The organism is Xanthomonas cucurbitae (assembly GCF_002939885.1).
GTDB lineage: Bacteria > Pseudomonadota > Gammaproteobacteria > Xanthomonadales > Xanthomonadaceae > Xanthomonas > Xanthomonas cucurbitae.
Map to the genome: position 1 here is coordinate 1 of NZ_MDED01000016.1, position 14,703 is coordinate 14,703.

General features: G+C 66.0%; 11 protein-coding genes and 3 pseudogenes. 1 reads left to right on the forward strand and 13 read right to left on the reverse strand.

Features of this window, described 5'->3' with window-relative positions:
* Window positions 1–89: 89 nt before the first annotated feature.
* The 7 genes and pseudogenes from tssG to tssB form a co-directional block, all read right to left on the reverse strand.
* Window positions 90–755: pseudogene (gene tssG, locus XcuCFBP2542_RS10025) on the reverse strand (type VI secretion system baseplate subunit TssG); the annotation flags it as partial.
* Window positions 719–2,602 (reverse strand): annotated as a pseudogene (tssF, locus tag XcuCFBP2542_RS10030) (type VI secretion system baseplate subunit TssF). The pseudogenes tssG and tssF, both read right to left, overlap by 37 nt.
* Before the next feature lies 1 nt (window position 2,603).
* A complete protein-coding gene (gene tssE, locus XcuCFBP2542_RS10035) occupies window positions 2,604–3,107 on the reverse strand; it encodes a type VI secretion system baseplate subunit TssE (RefSeq protein ID WP_104603440.1) in 504 nt (167 codons plus the stop codon).
* 6 nt (window positions 3,108–3,113) lie between these two features.
* Entirely contained in the window at window positions 3,114–3,857 is a 744-nt protein-coding gene (locus XcuCFBP2542_RS10040) for a type VI secretion system accessory protein TagJ (protein ID WP_249027636.1), read from the reverse strand.
* 162 nt (window positions 3,858–4,019) lie between these two features.
* Entirely contained in the window at window positions 4,020–4,526 is a 507-nt protein-coding gene (locus tag XcuCFBP2542_RS10045) for an Hcp family type VI secretion system effector (protein ID WP_104603441.1), read from the reverse strand.
* A 68-nt stretch (window positions 4,527–4,594) separates the two neighbouring features.
* Window positions 4,595–6,088: a type VI secretion system contractile sheath large subunit gene (gene tssC, locus XcuCFBP2542_RS10050; RefSeq protein ID WP_104603442.1), complete on the reverse strand. Its 1,494-nt coding sequence runs from the start codon at window positions 6,086–6,088 to the stop codon at window positions 4,595–4,597.
* A gap of 4 nt (window positions 6,089–6,092) precedes the next feature.
* A complete protein-coding gene (gene tssB, locus XcuCFBP2542_RS10055; RefSeq protein WP_104603443.1) occupies window positions 6,093–6,602 on the reverse strand; it encodes a type VI secretion system contractile sheath small subunit in 510 nt (169 codons plus the stop codon).
* A 293-nt stretch (window positions 6,603–6,895) separates the two neighbouring features.
* Here tssB and tagK point away from each other — a divergent pair.
* A pseudogene (gene tagK / locus XcuCFBP2542_RS10060) lies at window positions 6,896–7,554 on the forward strand (transcriptional regulator TagK).
* 101 nt (window positions 7,555–7,655) lie between these two features.
* Here tagK and XcuCFBP2542_RS10065 read toward each other — a convergent pair.
* The 6 genes from XcuCFBP2542_RS10065 to rpmB all read right to left on the reverse strand — a co-directional run bounded on the left by XcuCFBP2542_RS10065 (window position 7,656) and on the right by rpmB (window position 14,570).
* A complete protein-coding gene (locus XcuCFBP2542_RS10065; protein WP_104603505.1) occupies window positions 7,656–8,102 on the reverse strand; it encodes a universal stress protein in 447 nt (148 codons plus the stop codon).
* Window positions 8,103–8,674: 572 nt separating this feature from the next.
* The gene (gene uvrD, locus XcuCFBP2542_RS10070; protein ID WP_104603444.1) at window positions 8,675–10,861 is read right to left on the reverse strand and encodes a DNA helicase II; all 2,187 of its coding nucleotides are present in this window, start codon (window positions 10,859–10,861) and stop codon (window positions 8,675–8,677) included.
* A 91-nt stretch (window positions 10,862–10,952) separates the two neighbouring features.
* Window positions 10,953–12,365 carry an FAD/NAD(P)-binding protein gene (locus XcuCFBP2542_RS10075; protein ID WP_104603445.1) on the reverse strand — a complete coding sequence of 471 codons (1,413 nt, stop codon included), beginning with the start codon at window positions 12,363–12,365 and terminating at the stop codon, window positions 10,953–10,955.
* A gap of 89 nt (window positions 12,366–12,454) precedes the next feature.
* Window positions 12,455–13,873: a cardiolipin synthase gene (gene cls, locus XcuCFBP2542_RS10080; protein ID WP_104603446.1), complete on the reverse strand. Its 1,419-nt coding sequence runs from the start codon at window positions 13,871–13,873 to the stop codon at window positions 12,455–12,457.
* Window positions 13,874–14,152: 279 nt separating this feature from the next.
* Complete coding sequence (gene rpmG / locus XcuCFBP2542_RS10085; protein ID WP_002809462.1) at window positions 14,153–14,320, reverse strand: 50S ribosomal protein L33; 168 nt, start codon at window positions 14,318–14,320, stop codon at window positions 14,153–14,155.
* Between the two features lie 13 nt (window positions 14,321–14,333).
* The gene (gene rpmB, locus XcuCFBP2542_RS10090; protein ID WP_002809459.1) at window positions 14,334–14,570 is read right to left on the reverse strand and encodes a 50S ribosomal protein L28; all 237 of its coding nucleotides are present in this window, start codon (window positions 14,568–14,570) and stop codon (window positions 14,334–14,336) included.
* Between the last annotated feature and the right edge of the window lie 133 nt (window positions 14,571–14,703).

Consider the following 14,703-nt stretch of genomic DNA (forward strand, 5'->3'; position numbering starts at 1 on the left):
CCCACCTCCGTTGCCTTCAAGTGGGGCCATTGTCCAGCCGACCCGTCGCAAATCCTGCAACTACCGGCTGAGGAATGGGGCTAATCAGGTTCGGCAATGAATTCCTGCACCTGCACCGGCCACTCGAACAACTGCTGCAGCAAGGCGCGCAGACCCTCTGGCGTGCGCGTGGCTGCGCCCAGGCGACCGGCGTAGTAACGACGTGCATCGTCCGGCAATGCATCGCGCTCGCGCAGGTGCGGGCTGGCGATGCCGACCAGCGCATCCAGCCAGCCGCGGAACTGGTCGCAGGTTGCGCGCTCGGCCTGCACCGTGGGCTGCGCCTGTGCCCACGCGCGGTAGAACAGGCTGAGCATGCGGTGATGGAACACATCGGCAAACGCGGCAAAGGTGCCGTCCTTGGCTTGCTGCGCACGCTCGATGGCGTATTCGGTCACATGCAAGGGCAATGGCGCATTGGGACCGAACAGGCCCAGAAACAGGCCATACAGCGCAGCGGGCTGGTCGTCTGTTGCTGGCGTATAGCGGTCCAGTGCATGCGGTGCAAAGGCCAGCGACGGCGTGTGGCGCAGGCGCACCGCATCGTCCACGGCGCGGGCGGATTCGCCCAGGCGAGGATGCTGCGGATGGCAGCGTTCGATCGCGCGTAGGGCTGCGAACGGGCTGAAATCCTGTGGCCGGGTCTGCAGCGCTTGTGCCAGCGCCGCAGCCGCCGCGCTCACAGGCGCGGGCGCGTGCCGGGCTGGGCTGGCCATCGGGCCACCTCGTTGCGTTCGGTGGTGCGCAGGACGGTTTCGGTGAACGAATTCACCGAGACATAGCGCGCAAAGAAGTGCCGCAGCACTGAGGCCAGCAGGAATGCACCGGTACCTTCGAACGCTGCGTCCTCGCAGGTGAGGGTGATTTCCAGGCCGCGGCCGAAGGTGATCGGGCCAGGCACCGGAATGCGCCGCACGATCGGCGTGCCGGTCACCTGCTTGATGCCTTCGATCTGGCGTTGCGCGGACGCATCGAACGGGTCGCTATACAGCGTCAGGATCTCGCGCAGCGCGGCCGCGCCGTTGGGGCCGTCTTCGAACAACGACAGGTAATTGAGCTGCAACTGGCTGAGCAAGCGCCATGCGGTCTGCCCATCGGACAACGCCGGACGCGGCTTGGTCGGCCCGGCCACGCAGCGCACGCTGCGCACCGGCACGCCGTTGTCCATGGTGAAGTCGCTTGCGCCCTTGCCCACCGGCATGTGCAGCGGCAGATCGCGGTTGCTGCACCACAGCTGCAAGCCGAGTTGGCGCAGGCTGCTGGCCTGCGCCTGGTCATTGGCATCGACCAGGCTGACGAAGACCTCGCTGCCGACATAACTGGAGCGCGCCCCGTCGCGACGTTGCCGCGCAGACAACACCCGCGGCTCGCGGCGCATGCTGTAGAACGCGCCATGCCGGGCATGCCAACTACGTGCGTCGCCGCCATAGAACGGGGTGAAGCGCTGCTCCGGCTCCTGGCGGTCGCCGAAGCCTTCCACCTCGCCCAGGTGATGGATCTCGAAATCCATTGGCCGGGTGCGGTCGGCCAGTACGTGGTACTCGTGCTGGCCGGGCTGCAGATGGATACGGTCGGCGCGACGCTCGAACAGATTGATCGCCGGCGTGCAGAACAACTTGACGTGTTCGGCACTCACTGCGGCCGCCAGGCTGGGCACGCTGCGCTCCAACAACACCACCAACTCGAGGCTGCTGCCATGCAGGCGGCGCAGCGGCGCACGCAGGCCGGTGAACTCGGCGAACAGGAAGCGCTCCGGGCAGGCGAAGTATTCCTGCAATAGGCGGTAGCCACTGAACGAGCGGCCATCTTAGGGAATCAGCGCATCCTCGTCGGCAAAGCCACGCATCTGCAGCGTGTGCGCGGCCAGTGTGGTTTCCACGCTGGCGCCGCCAGCATCGTTGCCGCGCACGACCACCGCACTGGTGTCGGCATGCAGCTGTTCGTACAGCCGCTTGGGCAGGCCATCGGCACCGGCCAGGAAGATCGGCAGGCGATCGAGCGCTAGCGCCTGCACCTGTGCGCCCCCCACCAGCTCCAGCCGCAGGCGGATGCCCGCACGCACGGTGCGCCCCGCCGGCAGGCCGATGCCGGCGGCGGCGAGCGCGGCCGGCGAATCCAGGTACTTGGCTTCAGCTACCTGCAGCGGCCACAGCGTCACTGCATGCGCGGTGCGGAACTCGCAGGCGGTACGTTCGCCGGGGCCGATCAGGCTGCGCAAGGCGCTCTGGCGTGGCACCGTCACCCCGGCGGCCAGGCCGCTGTCTTTCAGGTCCGGCTGCAGCTGCACCACCGCCATCGACGGCAGCGGCGCCAGGTAATGCGGGTAGACCATGTCCAGCAGGTGCTGAGTGAAGACCGGATACTGCGCGTCCAGCTTGAGCTGCACGCGCGCGGCCAGGAATGCGAAGCCTTCGAGCAGGCGCTCCACGTACGGGTCGGCGCATTCGAACGCATCCAGCCCCAGCCGCCCGGCGATCTTGGGATACTCGCGCGCAAACTCGGCGCCCATGTCGCGCACATGCTGCAGTTCGCGGCTGTAGTACGGAAGCAGGCGCGGGTCCATCTCAGCCATGCCCTTCGACGACATCGAGCCGCCCGGTTTCCAGGTCCAGCGCGGTCTTCAGATACAGATTCAACGGCAGCGGCTGCGCCCACATCTCCGATTCGATGGTGAACAGCAGCGAGCGCCGGTCCATGCGCGTGGCATCGGCGTGCACGCTCACCCGCAGCGTGTCGGCAATCAGGCGTGGTTCGAACGCCAGGATCGCCTCGCGGATACGCTGCTGCAGCGCCACCGCATCGATGCCGGTGACCGCCACGCCGGCCAGATCCGGGATACCGTAGTTGAGCACCGAGCGCTGCACCTGTGGATATGCGCCCAACGGATGGCTGGTCTCCAGGTTCACCGCATTCAACAACCACGCCAGATCGCGGATCACGCATTCACGCAGGCGCGTGGCCGAAATCACGCGTTGCTCGCGGCTCTCTTCGCGCTGGCCGGGCACGGTGTCGGTGAGCCGGTCCAGCAGCGAGGGCTGCAGGCGTTCGGTGGTGGTGAGCTCGGCCATGGTGGCTCAGCCCAGGTCGAACTGCAGATGGCGCACGTCCAGCAATGCGACCTCGCGCGATTCGGTGCTCCACATGCGCTGGCCCAGGCCGATTTCGCCCTGCGCACCTTGCGTCCATTCCGTACGGCGCGCCAGCTGCAGCTCGCCGGCATCCAGGTGCTCGCTGCCCGGATACCGCACCGGCATGTAGGCAAACGCCTGCCCGCCGTTGCGCCACAGCACGCTTACCGGCGCCCACACGGTATCGCGCAGGTCCACCGGCGCTTCGAAACGCAGCTGATGGATCTGTTGCAACGGTGCCCAGGCATAGCCGCTGTCGAGCATCAGTTCGAGACATGGCCCGAAGCGCGTATCGGCGTCGGACAGCCATGCGAAGCGTTCGCCATCGAGCACGCCCGCGCTTGCCGGTGCCAGTTCGAAGGCCTGCAGACGCAACGCGTTCGCCTGCCCGCCATGGCCTTGCGCCGATAGCCGCAGCGCCTGCAGATGCAGCGCCAGCCACTCGGCCGGTTCGCCGATCACATGCGGCAAGCGGGTACCGGCGAAGACATCCGCGCGGGTCTGCTCACCCTGCAGCACCGTCAGGTAGGTCTGCACCAACGGCTGCGTGGTGCCATCCAGCTCGCCGCAGGCACGCAACTGGTCGGCCGCGCGCGACCATTGGCCCAGCACGGCCAGCAGCTGGAACAGGAACACGCGCTGCGCAGCATCGGCCGGTTGCCGGCGTACCTGCTGCACCAGCTGCTGCAATGCCTACGCCGGCTCGCCACGGGCAAGCAGGCTGTGTGTGGTGGCATCCATCACGCGTTGCCTTATCGAAGAGGGTAGCGGTGCCGGCTCGCGGCACCGCAAGAACATGCGCGCAGCAAGGTGTGACTGCGCTGCAAGCGTGCTCGCTGTGTCCTGCGTCAGTTAGGCGCCTTTCGCGACCTGCTGCATGTCGTACACAAACGGCTTGGGAGCGCCGTCAGCGGAGCCATCAGGCTTTTGCGGCTGGAAGGTGTATTGAAATTTGCCGAAGTGCAGGGTGATGTTCTCGGTCAGCCGATCCTCGCCGCCAGAGCCACCGGTCGATACAGAGGTGACAAGCACGCCGTTCGATAAATGCAACGTCACATAATCGGTCTGCTCACCGGTGGCGTTGGTGACATAGAGCCATGCTTCCTCCAACCGCGCGCCGGTGCAGGCGGCCTGCAGCAACGCATTCGAGCTTTTGTCCACGTATTTCGTCAGCGAGATGTCCTGCACATGCGCTTTACCACCGCCGGACGTTCCGCCAGCGCTGTGGAGGTCGCCGGAATTGCTGGCGCCCCAAGACCAAGCGAGGACAGGAATCTCACCCTTGTGCTTGGCGTGGCCAGAGCTGCCTTCGATGGTGACACCACCACCCTTGAACTTGAGATGCATATCGAACGCCATGGAATCACTCCTCAATAAAACGGGCTAAATCGGACGATCCGGACAGAATTGACGGACCGTGTCAGTAATCAGGCCTTGGCCTGAGATGGCAACCGGGAAACCAACCGTAGCGAGACGGTCAAACCTTCCAGCTGGTAGTGCGGTTTCAGGAAGAATTTGGAGGTGTAGTAGCCCGGGGCTCCCTCCACTTCCTCCACCAACACTTCGGCCGCAGCCAATGGGTGGCTAGCCTTGTATTCCTCGCTCGAATTGGCTGGATCGCCGTCCACGTAATTCAAGATCCATTTGCCTAGCCAACTCTGCATTTGCTCGCGACTACTGAAGCTGCCGATCTTGTCGCGCACGATGCACTTGAGGTAATGCGCAAACCGGCAGCAGGCGAACATGTATGGCAGACGCGCGCCCAGTGCGGCATTGGCGGTGGCATCGGAGTCATCGTATTCGTCGGGCTTGTTCAAGGACTGCGCGCTGATGAAGGCGGCCATGTCCGAGTTCTTGCGATGCACCAGCGGCATCAGGCCCATCTTGTCCAGCTCGGCCGAGCGGCGGTCGGTGATGGCCACTTCGGTGGGGCACTTCATGTCCACGCCACCGTCGTCGGTGGGGAAGGTGTGCGTGGGCAAGCCTTCCACTGCGCCGCCGGATTCGATGCCGCGGATGCGCGAACACCAGCCGTACTGCTTGAACGAGCGGTTGATGTTCACCGCCATTGCATAGGCGGCGTTCTGCCAGGTGTATTTGCTGGAATCGGCGCCGGCGGTGTCTTCTTCGAAATCGAACTCGTCCACCGGGCTGGTGGCTGCGCCATACGGCAGGCGCGACAGCGTGCGCGGCATCGCCAGGCCGATGTACTTGGAGTCTTCCGATTCGCGCAACGAACGCCACGCGGCATAGTCCGGCGTGGAGAAGATCTTGGCCAGATCGCGCGGGTTGGACAGCTCGTTCCAGTTGTCCATGCCCATCAGCTTGGGCGCGGCGGCGGCAATGAAGGGGGCATGCGCGGCGGCGGCGACCTGCGCAATGCCGTTGAGCAGTTCCACATCCGGCGGGCTGTTGTCGAAGGAGTAATCGCCGACCAGGCAGCCATACGGCTCGCCACCGAGCTGGCCGTACTCCTGCTCGTAGACCTTCTTGAAAACCGGACTCTGATCCCAGGCGGTACCCTTGTAGCGCTTGAGCACCTTGCCCAGTTCCTTCTTGCTGATATTCAGCACGCGGATCTTGAGCTGCTGGTCGGTCTCGGTGTTGTTGACCAGGTAGTGCAGGCCGCGCCAGGCACCTTCCAGCTGCTGCAGATCGGCGTGATGCAGGATCTGGTTGAGCTGTTCGGTAAGGGTACGGTCGATCTCGGCGATGTAGGCCTTGATGGTCTGCGAGACGTCTTCGCTGACCACATCGCTGCGCGCGAGCACCTGCTCGGCCAAGGTGCGGACTGCCGATTCCACTTCTTCCTTGGCGCGTTCGCTCTTGGGGCGGAACTCGCGATTGAGCAGCGCGGCAAAATCGCCTTGCTCGTTTGTTTCGGTGCGGCTGCTGGCCAGTGCGGCTTCGGTGGCGGACATGGCGTTACGCTCCTTCCGGTTCGGCGGCGGGCTTGGCCGCCGACACCAGCGACTGCAGCAACGCCGGGTCGCGGATGGCATTGGCAATCAGCTGCTCGGCACCGGCCTTGCCATCCATGTAGGTATCCAGGTTGGCCAGCTGGGTGCGCGCTTCCAGCAACTTGGCCAATGGCGCGACCTTGCGTGCAATGGCGGCCGGTGAAAAGTCGTCCATGCTTTCAAAGGTGATATCCACCGCCAGCTCGCCTTCGCCGGTGAGCGTGTTGGGTACCTTGAACTGCGTACGCGGGCGCATCGACTGCAGCCGGCTGTCGAAGTTGTCGACATCGATCTCCAGTGCCTTGCGCTCGTCCAGCGAGGGCAGCTCGCCAGCGTTGGCGCCGGACAGGTCCGACAGCACGCCCATCACGAACGGAATCTGCACTTTCTTCTGCGCGCCGTAGACTTCCACGTCGTATTCGATCTGCACGCGTGGCGCCCTGTTGCGGGCGATGAACTTCTGACTGCTGGCCATGCCTGATCTCCGATTGAGCTTGCCCGTTGCGCCACCGTGTCTGGGACGGGCGCTACCTTGTGACTGGGGATGTCGCCGGCCGGATTGATTGCCTGCGGCCTGCGTGCGACGCCGGTGGTGCGGGCCATCCCGCAACTGCCGCGCACCACGCGGACCGAAGCGACAGGCCGTGCGGTGACGCCTTTTCAGCGCTGCGGCGAGTCTAGGAATGGCCGGGGGCTGTCACCCGACAAATCGTCTCAATCACGCCGATGCGTGACGCATCACCGACTTCGTGAAGAGGACGTGATGGGTTGCCGCTGCTTTTTTCGGTTGATCCATGGACAGGCCCCGGGGAGTGGGCCGCAGGCAGCACCGCATGAGCATGGGTTACTACAGCGCCATCGTTTCGCAGGCGTACGCGGCTACCGAGACGCCAGCGCCGTTGATGGTCGATCTTCTGGCATACGTGCAGGAACACATCGGCGAGGCGGAGCTTGGCACCGAGTCGCTGCAGCAGGCGTTCGCGCTGTCGCGCGCGTCGTTGTACCGGCTGTTCCAGTCGCGCGGGGGGGTGGCCAGCTACATCCGCGAGCAGCGGCTGAGCACTGCACATCGCTATCTGCAGGCCTACCCGGACTGCAGCCTGACCTGGTTGTTGTACGAGATGGGCTTCACCTCGGAGCGGCAGTTCCAGCGCGCCTTCCAGCAACGCTTTGGGATGCCGCCGATGCAATGGCGCCGCCAGTGCCGCGCCAAACCGCATGCGCCGGCGCCGCGCCGCGGCCATTACATGCCGATGTGGCGCTTCATGCGCGAGCTGACCCAGGCGACGCCGCCACAGGCAGCCGCCGCCTCGCGCCCTGGCGTGCCATCGGTCTACGGCGCGCCACTGGTGCACGCCGAGGCGCTACGCCGCCTGGCTCGGCCGGCGCACGACACGCTGGGCCAGCTGGAGTCGATGGACGCCTGAGCGCCTGCAGCTGGCTGTTTCGCGCAAGCCGGGCAGCACTTGGTCGGTAGCGCGCGTCGCGCCCGGGTGCGCTCCTGCGGTTGGATGCCTTGGCGGATGTATCAGCGGATCACCAGCACCGGAATCGTGCTGTGGGTGAGCACTTCCACCGTCTGGCTGCCGAGCAGCATGCGCCGCATGCCGCGACGGCCGTGCGAGGTCATGATGATGAGATCGCTCTTGCAGTGCTCGGCGGTCTGCACGATGCCCTCGGCGGCGAAGCGATCCAGCACGTGGTGCGAGCGCGCCTTGAGGTTGGCCGCTGCGGCCAGTTCCAGCGCCGGGCGCAGGATCTTCTCCGCCGCCGCCTCGCGCTCGGTGCGGTATTCCGGGCTGGCTTCGTAGCCCACGCTCCAGCCCATCGCGTCGTACATGCCCATGGCCCAGGGCTCGGAGACGGTCACGATGTCCACGCTGGCGCCGGTGGCCTTGGCCAGTTCCAGGCCCTGGAACAATCCCCGATGCGACAGCTCGGATGCATCGATGGCGATGAGAAGACGTTTGTACATGGTGACCTCCTGCAGGGATGGCATTGCTGCCGATGGTTGGGGCTGGACGCACGGTGGCATGTGCGGGTGGCTTACGCATTGATGTGGATCACTGCGTCGATCGTTGCCGAATGCGCTGGCGCGGCATTACCCGGCAAGCGCAGCAGTGCGGGGAATCGTTCGCTGGCGTGCAGGGCATGCGGCGGCCTGCAGCTGCGTATTGGTAGCGCTGTACAGTTCGCCTGACAGCATCTGCTGTTTTTCCGTCTGCATGGCCCCGCGTCCCGGGTGTAATGAAGCCGGTGGGCAGGGTGACATGGATGCAGCGGCGAATGCATCGCGCGATGCACCAATGGGTATCGCCAGGTTGGCATGTCCGCTAACAGCCAATCGCTGGGGTTTGCTGTCGCGTCGCAACCACGTCATCGATGCATAGGGATTTGCGGGCTGCTTGCTTGCCCCGCCAACGCGGGCGACGGATGCGTAGAGCCCCTGGCTGAGTTGATCGAATGCCCCCATCCGCCCTTTGGGCACCTTCCCCCGCAGGCGGGGGAAGGAAGTGCGAGGGCACAACACCGCTGGACACGCTCCGGCTACACCACCGTCAGATTGGCGTACGCCATCACCAACCACTTGGCGCCTACTTCGTCGAACTGCACCTGCACCCGCGCATGCGCGCCGGCACCTTCGTAGTCCACGACCACGCCACCACCAAATTTGGGGTGCTCGACATTGGCACCGAGCTTGATCGGCGCCGCCTCCACGATGCCGTGCACCGGGCCACCGCGTGCCGCGCCCAGCGATGCAGTGCGCGAGACCTGCACCTTCGGGCGCACTTCGTTGAGCAGATCGCGCGGGATCTCGCGCAGGAAGCGCGAGGGCACGTTGTAGTTGTCCTGGCCATGGATGCGGCGCGATTCGGCGTAGCACAGCACCAGTTTCTGCCGCGCGCGGGTGATGCCCACGTAGGCCAGGCGGCGCTCTTCTTCCAGCCGGCCGGTTTCTTCCAGCGAGCGCGCGCTCGGGAACAGGCCATCTTCCAGCCCGACCAGGAACACGATCGGGAATTCCAGGCCCTTGGCCGAATGCAACGTCATCAGCTGCACGCCTTCCTCGCCGGCCTGTGCTTGGCCTTCGCCCGCTTCCAGCGAGGCGTAAGCGAGGAACGCGACCAGCTCGGTCATGCCCTGGCTGTCTTCATCGTCCGGGCGGGTGAAGCGCGAGGCCACCGAGACCAGTTCGTCCAGGTTCTCGGTGCGCGATTCCGAATCCAGCCCACCGCGACTTTCCTTGGCCCAGTGGTCACGCAGGCCCGAGCGCATCAGCACGTGGTCGATGCGTTCGGCCAATTCCATTTCGCCGGTCTCGGCATGCAGCTGGCCGACCAGGCTCACAAACCCGGCCAGGGCGTTGCGCGCGCGCGCGGCCAGGCTGTTTTCCTGCGTGGCCAGCATCGCCGCTTCCCACAACGACAGCGCGTTGGCGCGCGCCAGCCGGCGCACTTCGTCCAGCGTGCGGTCGCCGATGCCGCGGGTGGGCGTATTGACCGCGCGTTCGAACGCGGCGTCGTCGCTGCGGTTGGTGAGCAGGCGCAGGTAGGCCAGCGCGTCCTTGATTTCCGCGCGCTCGAAAAAGCGCATGCCGCCATACACGCGGTACGGCAACTGCTCGGAGATCAGCGCCTCTTCCAGCGCGCGCGACTGCGCATTACTGCGATACAGCACCGCCACTTCGCCATAGCTGCCGCCATCGCGTACCCACTGGCGCGCGCGCTCGACCACATAACGCGCCTCGTCCACTTCGTTATAGGCCGCGTAGAGATCGATCGGGTCGCCATCGCCCGAATCGGTCCACAGCTGCTTGCCGATCCGGTCCGGGTTGTGCGCGATCACTGCGTTGGCCGCGCCCAGGATCGTGGCGCTGGAACGGTAGTTCTGCTCCAGCCGCACGGTCTGCGCGCCAGGGAAATCCTTGAGGAAACGCTGCACGTTCTCGACCTTGGCGCCGCGCCAGCCATAGATGGCCTGGTCGTCGTCGCCCACCACGAACACATGGCCCGACTCGCCGGCCAGCACGCGCACGAAGGCGTACTGGATGGCGTTGGTGTCCTGGAACTCGTCCACCAGGATCTCGCGGAAGCGCGCGCGGTAATGCGCTAGCAGTGCCGGCGTATCGCGCAGCAACTCATGTGCGCGCAACAGCAACTCGGCAAAGTCCAGCAGGCCGGAGCGGTCGCAGCGTTCCTGGTAGGCGGCGTACACCTGCCGGCGCACCTCGGTCCAGTCGTCGTTGGGCTCGGGCTGGATGTGCTGCGGACGGCGGCCTTCGTCCTTCTGTTCGTTGATCCACCAGCTCAGTTGCTTGGGCGGGTACTTGCCTTCGTCCAGCTCCAGCGCCTGCACCACGCGCTTGACCAGCCGCAGCTGATCGTCGCTGTCCATCACCTGGAAGCCTTCCGGCAGCCGCGCGTCCTGCCAGTGCAGGCGTAGCAGGCGATGCGCCAGCCCGTGGAATGTGCCGATCCACATCCCGCGGCTGCCGTTGCGCAGCTGCAGGTCGGTGCGGTGGCGCATTTCGCCAGCGGCCTTGTTGGTGAAGGTCACCGCGAAGATGCCGTGGTTGGGCACTCCCTGGACTTCATTGAGCCAGGCGATGCGATGGATCAGCACGCGCGTCTTGCCGGAGCCGGCGCCGGCCAGCACGAGGTAATGCCCCGGCGGCGCGGAAACGGCCTCGCGCTGGGCGGGGTTTAAATGATCGAGCAAATGAGAGACATCCACCGCCGTATTTTACCGGTTGTGGCGTCGCTGCGGCTGAGATTGCGATGAAGCGGTTGGGATTGCGAGGCTTCGCACGGACCCTCATCCGCCCCTACGGGGCACCTTCTCCCGGAGGGAGAAGCGAACAACACACCTCCCGCGCAATCACCGCAGCCTGCTCGCGCAGTTCCGGCACCGCCAGGCTCTCCCACAGCGAGCCGATGCGCAGGCTGCCGATCACCCGCAACCGTGGGTTGGCCTGGCCATCGGCATCGATCAGGCTGCCATCGGCGGCAGTGTCCACGCCGATGCCATGCGGTCCGGCCACCGCGATGCCCTGCCCCAACAATTGCTGCAGCAGGGGGTTGCGCATCGCCTGCACGCGCATTTCCACGCCGGTGGCGTTGACCAGCGTCTGCACGTCCAGCTGCAGCGCGTGCCCGGCCCTGGCGGCCCCGGCACTCACGCGCACGCAGGCACCCACCTGGAACGCCACATCCAGCCGGGCCCGGTGCAGCTGCAGTTGCCCGCGCGCCTGCATCGCCTGCAGCTGCGCATGCACCGGCGCGGCAATGCGATGGCGGTGCACGTCCCAGTAGCGCACCACATGGCGCAGGAAGCGGCGCTGGTCGTCCAGCGACAGCGTCTGCCACAGCGCCTGGCTCAGCGGGCGGACCCGTTCCATCACGCCTTGCCACGGCCGACCCTGCGCCAGCGCGTCCCGCGCCTGCTGGCGCAGGCAGCGCAGGCGCGCGCGCAGCGGCATGCCCAGCAGCGGTTGCGGATCGAAATCGGCGCTGCCGCCATGCACGTGCGGCAACGGCAGCAAGCCATGCCGCGAGACCACATGCACCGCGCCACGATGCGCCTGCGCCGCCAGCGTCACCACGGTATCGGCCATGCTCAGGCCGGAGCCAACGATGCACACCACCGCCTCGGGCGGCAGCGCGGCCACCGTCTCGGTCTCCCAGGCTTCCACGCGCTGCGTTGCCGACAGGCCGGTGGCGCCACGCACCGGCAGCGGCCGCAGCGCATTGCCCACCGCCAGCACCACCGCATCGGCGTGCAGCGTGTGCCCGTCGTCCAGTTGCAACTGCGCACCCTGCGCCGTGGGTTGCAGCCGTTGCGCGCGTGCGCTGCGCACGCGCAGGCTGGCCGGGCTGGCGGCAACGGCAGCCTGCAGGCGCTGCCGCAGGTACGGTGCGTAATGCCGCCGCCCTACGAACTGCAGCGCCAGCTGCGCATCGTCCAGCTCCGGGTAACACGCCTGCTCGCGCAGGTAGGCAACGAAATCCTGCGGTGCATCGACCAGCGCACTCATGCGCGCCGCCGGCACGTTGAGCAGGTGTTCGGGGCGTGCGGTGGAATACGCCACGCCCTCGCCCAGCACCGCATGCGGCTCGATCAGCTCAATCCGCACCGGCGTGCGTGCCTGCCGCAGCAGCTGCAGCGCCACCAGCACGCCGGCGGCGCCACCACCGACGATGGCGATCACTGCTTCGCCGGATTCACGCAGTTCAGTCATGCGCACAGTGTAGGCGATGGCGGCACCGGTCCCGGGCGCCTGTCGATTCCATCACCCCGGCACCACGCGACAGCTGCAACGCCAGCGACTCACATCAACGCATCGGCCAGCCGCGCGATGCCTTCACGGCTGCGGCGCCAGGCCGGGCGGCGGCGCCACTGCTCCAACTCCAGCGGGCGCGCATTGGCCAGATAGTCCTGCTCGATCTGGCGCAGCCGCTGCACCAGGCCACGGTCGTAGCAGAGCATGCCGATCTCGGCATTGAGCGCGAACGAGCGGATATCCAGGTTGATCGAGCCTACCAGCGCGATGTCCTCGTCCATGCTCAGGTGCTTGGCATGCAGGAAATGCGGGCGGTACAGCGCAATCTTCACCCCGCAGCGCAGCAGCTCGTCGAAGTAAGCCTCCTGCGCCCAGGCCGCCAGCCGCTGGTTATTGCGCTCCGAGAGGATCAGCTGCACCTCCACGCCCGATACCGCAGCGATGCGCAACGCGCTGAGCAAGGCCTCGTCCGGCACGAAATAGGGCGTGACCAGCACCACCTTGCGCCGTGCCAGGTGGATCACCGCATTGATCGCATCACGCGCGTTCTCGAACGGATACGCCGGCCCGCTGGGCAACAGTTGGGTGGCGATATTGGCCTCGCATACCGGTGCATCCGGCCACACATCCAGGCGCTGCCCGGTTTCGGTGAACCAGTCGCTGGCGAACACCGCCTCCAGGTGATTGACCACCGGCCCGCGCACGCGCGCGACCAGTTCGCGGTTGGGCGCGTCGTGGATGAAGCCGGCTTCGGCCAGGTTCTGCGACCCGACGAAGCCCACCTGATTGTCGATCACCGCGATCTTGCGGTGGTTGCGCAGGTCCATGCGCCCGCTGCGGCGCCAGCGCAGGCCACCGGGCAACACCGCCAGCACCTCGATGCCGCCAGCTAGCAGGCGTTTGCGGTAACGCCGCAGGCCGCGCTTGGCGCCCACCGCGTCCAGCAGCACGCGGCAGCGCACGCCGCGCGCCTGCGCACGTTCCAGCGCTGCCACCACCGCATCGCCCACGGCATCGTCGAACATCAGGTAGTACAGCAGATGCACGCGTTTTTCGGCCGCATCGATCGCCGCGATCAAGGCCTGCAGCGAGTGTGCGTAGTCGTCGAGCAGGTCCACCGCATTGCCCAGCGTGGGCATGAAGTCGCCCTGCCGCTCGATCAACGGCACCACTTCGGCACTGCTGGTGTCGGTCGGCGGCTGCCAGCGCAATGCATGCAATGGCAGTTGTTGTTCGCGGATCACCTGCGAAGCGGTGGCCTGGCGCTCCACGCGCAGGCGCGACAGCCACGGGTGGCCGAACAGCAGGTACAGCGGCAGGCCCACCACCGGCACGAAGCCGATCAGCAACAGCCAGCTGCGCGCCGCCCCGGGCGTGGTGCGGGCGGGAATCCACAGCAGCGCGGCCAGGCGGATCACCCAGTCCAGCGCCAACAGCCAGGTCCCGGACACCCAATCGGGCAGCATCGGCGCTCCATCGTCATGAGGAAACCGATTCTGACCCGGCCGGGCGTAAAGGCAAAGATGCCTCGGCATCCGGCACGCCGCAATGGCCGCCGAACGCATCGGCCGGTTGCACGCGCTCGGTGCAGACCTGCCACGCCAACGCCCGGGGCATCGCTGACCGGGACAGGCGCACCTGTGTGCGGCCGCGTTGATACGCCGAGCCAGCGTGCAACCATCTCAAACGCAAACACCCGCCTTGCGGCGGGTGTTTGTTGAAGCGCAGATCCAGCGATCAGCCGATCACTTGATCTTGCCTTCCTTGTACATCACGTGCTTACGCACGACCGGGTCGTACTTCATCATTTCCATCTTCCCCGGAGTGTTCTTCTTGTTTTTGTCCGTGGTGTAGAAGTGGCCGGTAGCGGCCGAGGAAATCATACGGATCTTGTCACGCTTGCCTTTTGCCATGACTGCTTACTCCTCAGACCTTTTCGCCGCGCGCGCGCAGCTCTTTCAGAACGGCATCGATCCCGTTCTTGTCGATGGTGCGCAACGCATGCGCGGAAACACGAAGCTTGACCCAGCGGTTTTCGCTGGCGACCCAGAAGCGACGCTCGTGCAGGTTGGGCAGGAAGCGACGACGGGTTCTGTTGTTGGCGTGGGAGACGTTGTTACCCGTCTGCACACGCTTGCCGGACACTTGGCATACGCGGGACATTACGCACCTCGATAAATGAATAGCCACCCATAGCCTGGGAAGCGGCGGCCCCGACAGCGCCAGGGCTGCCACGCAACGTTGGGAATCAATCACTTACGCTGGAAAAGCCGGCAACCCCGTTGCGCTGGGTGCC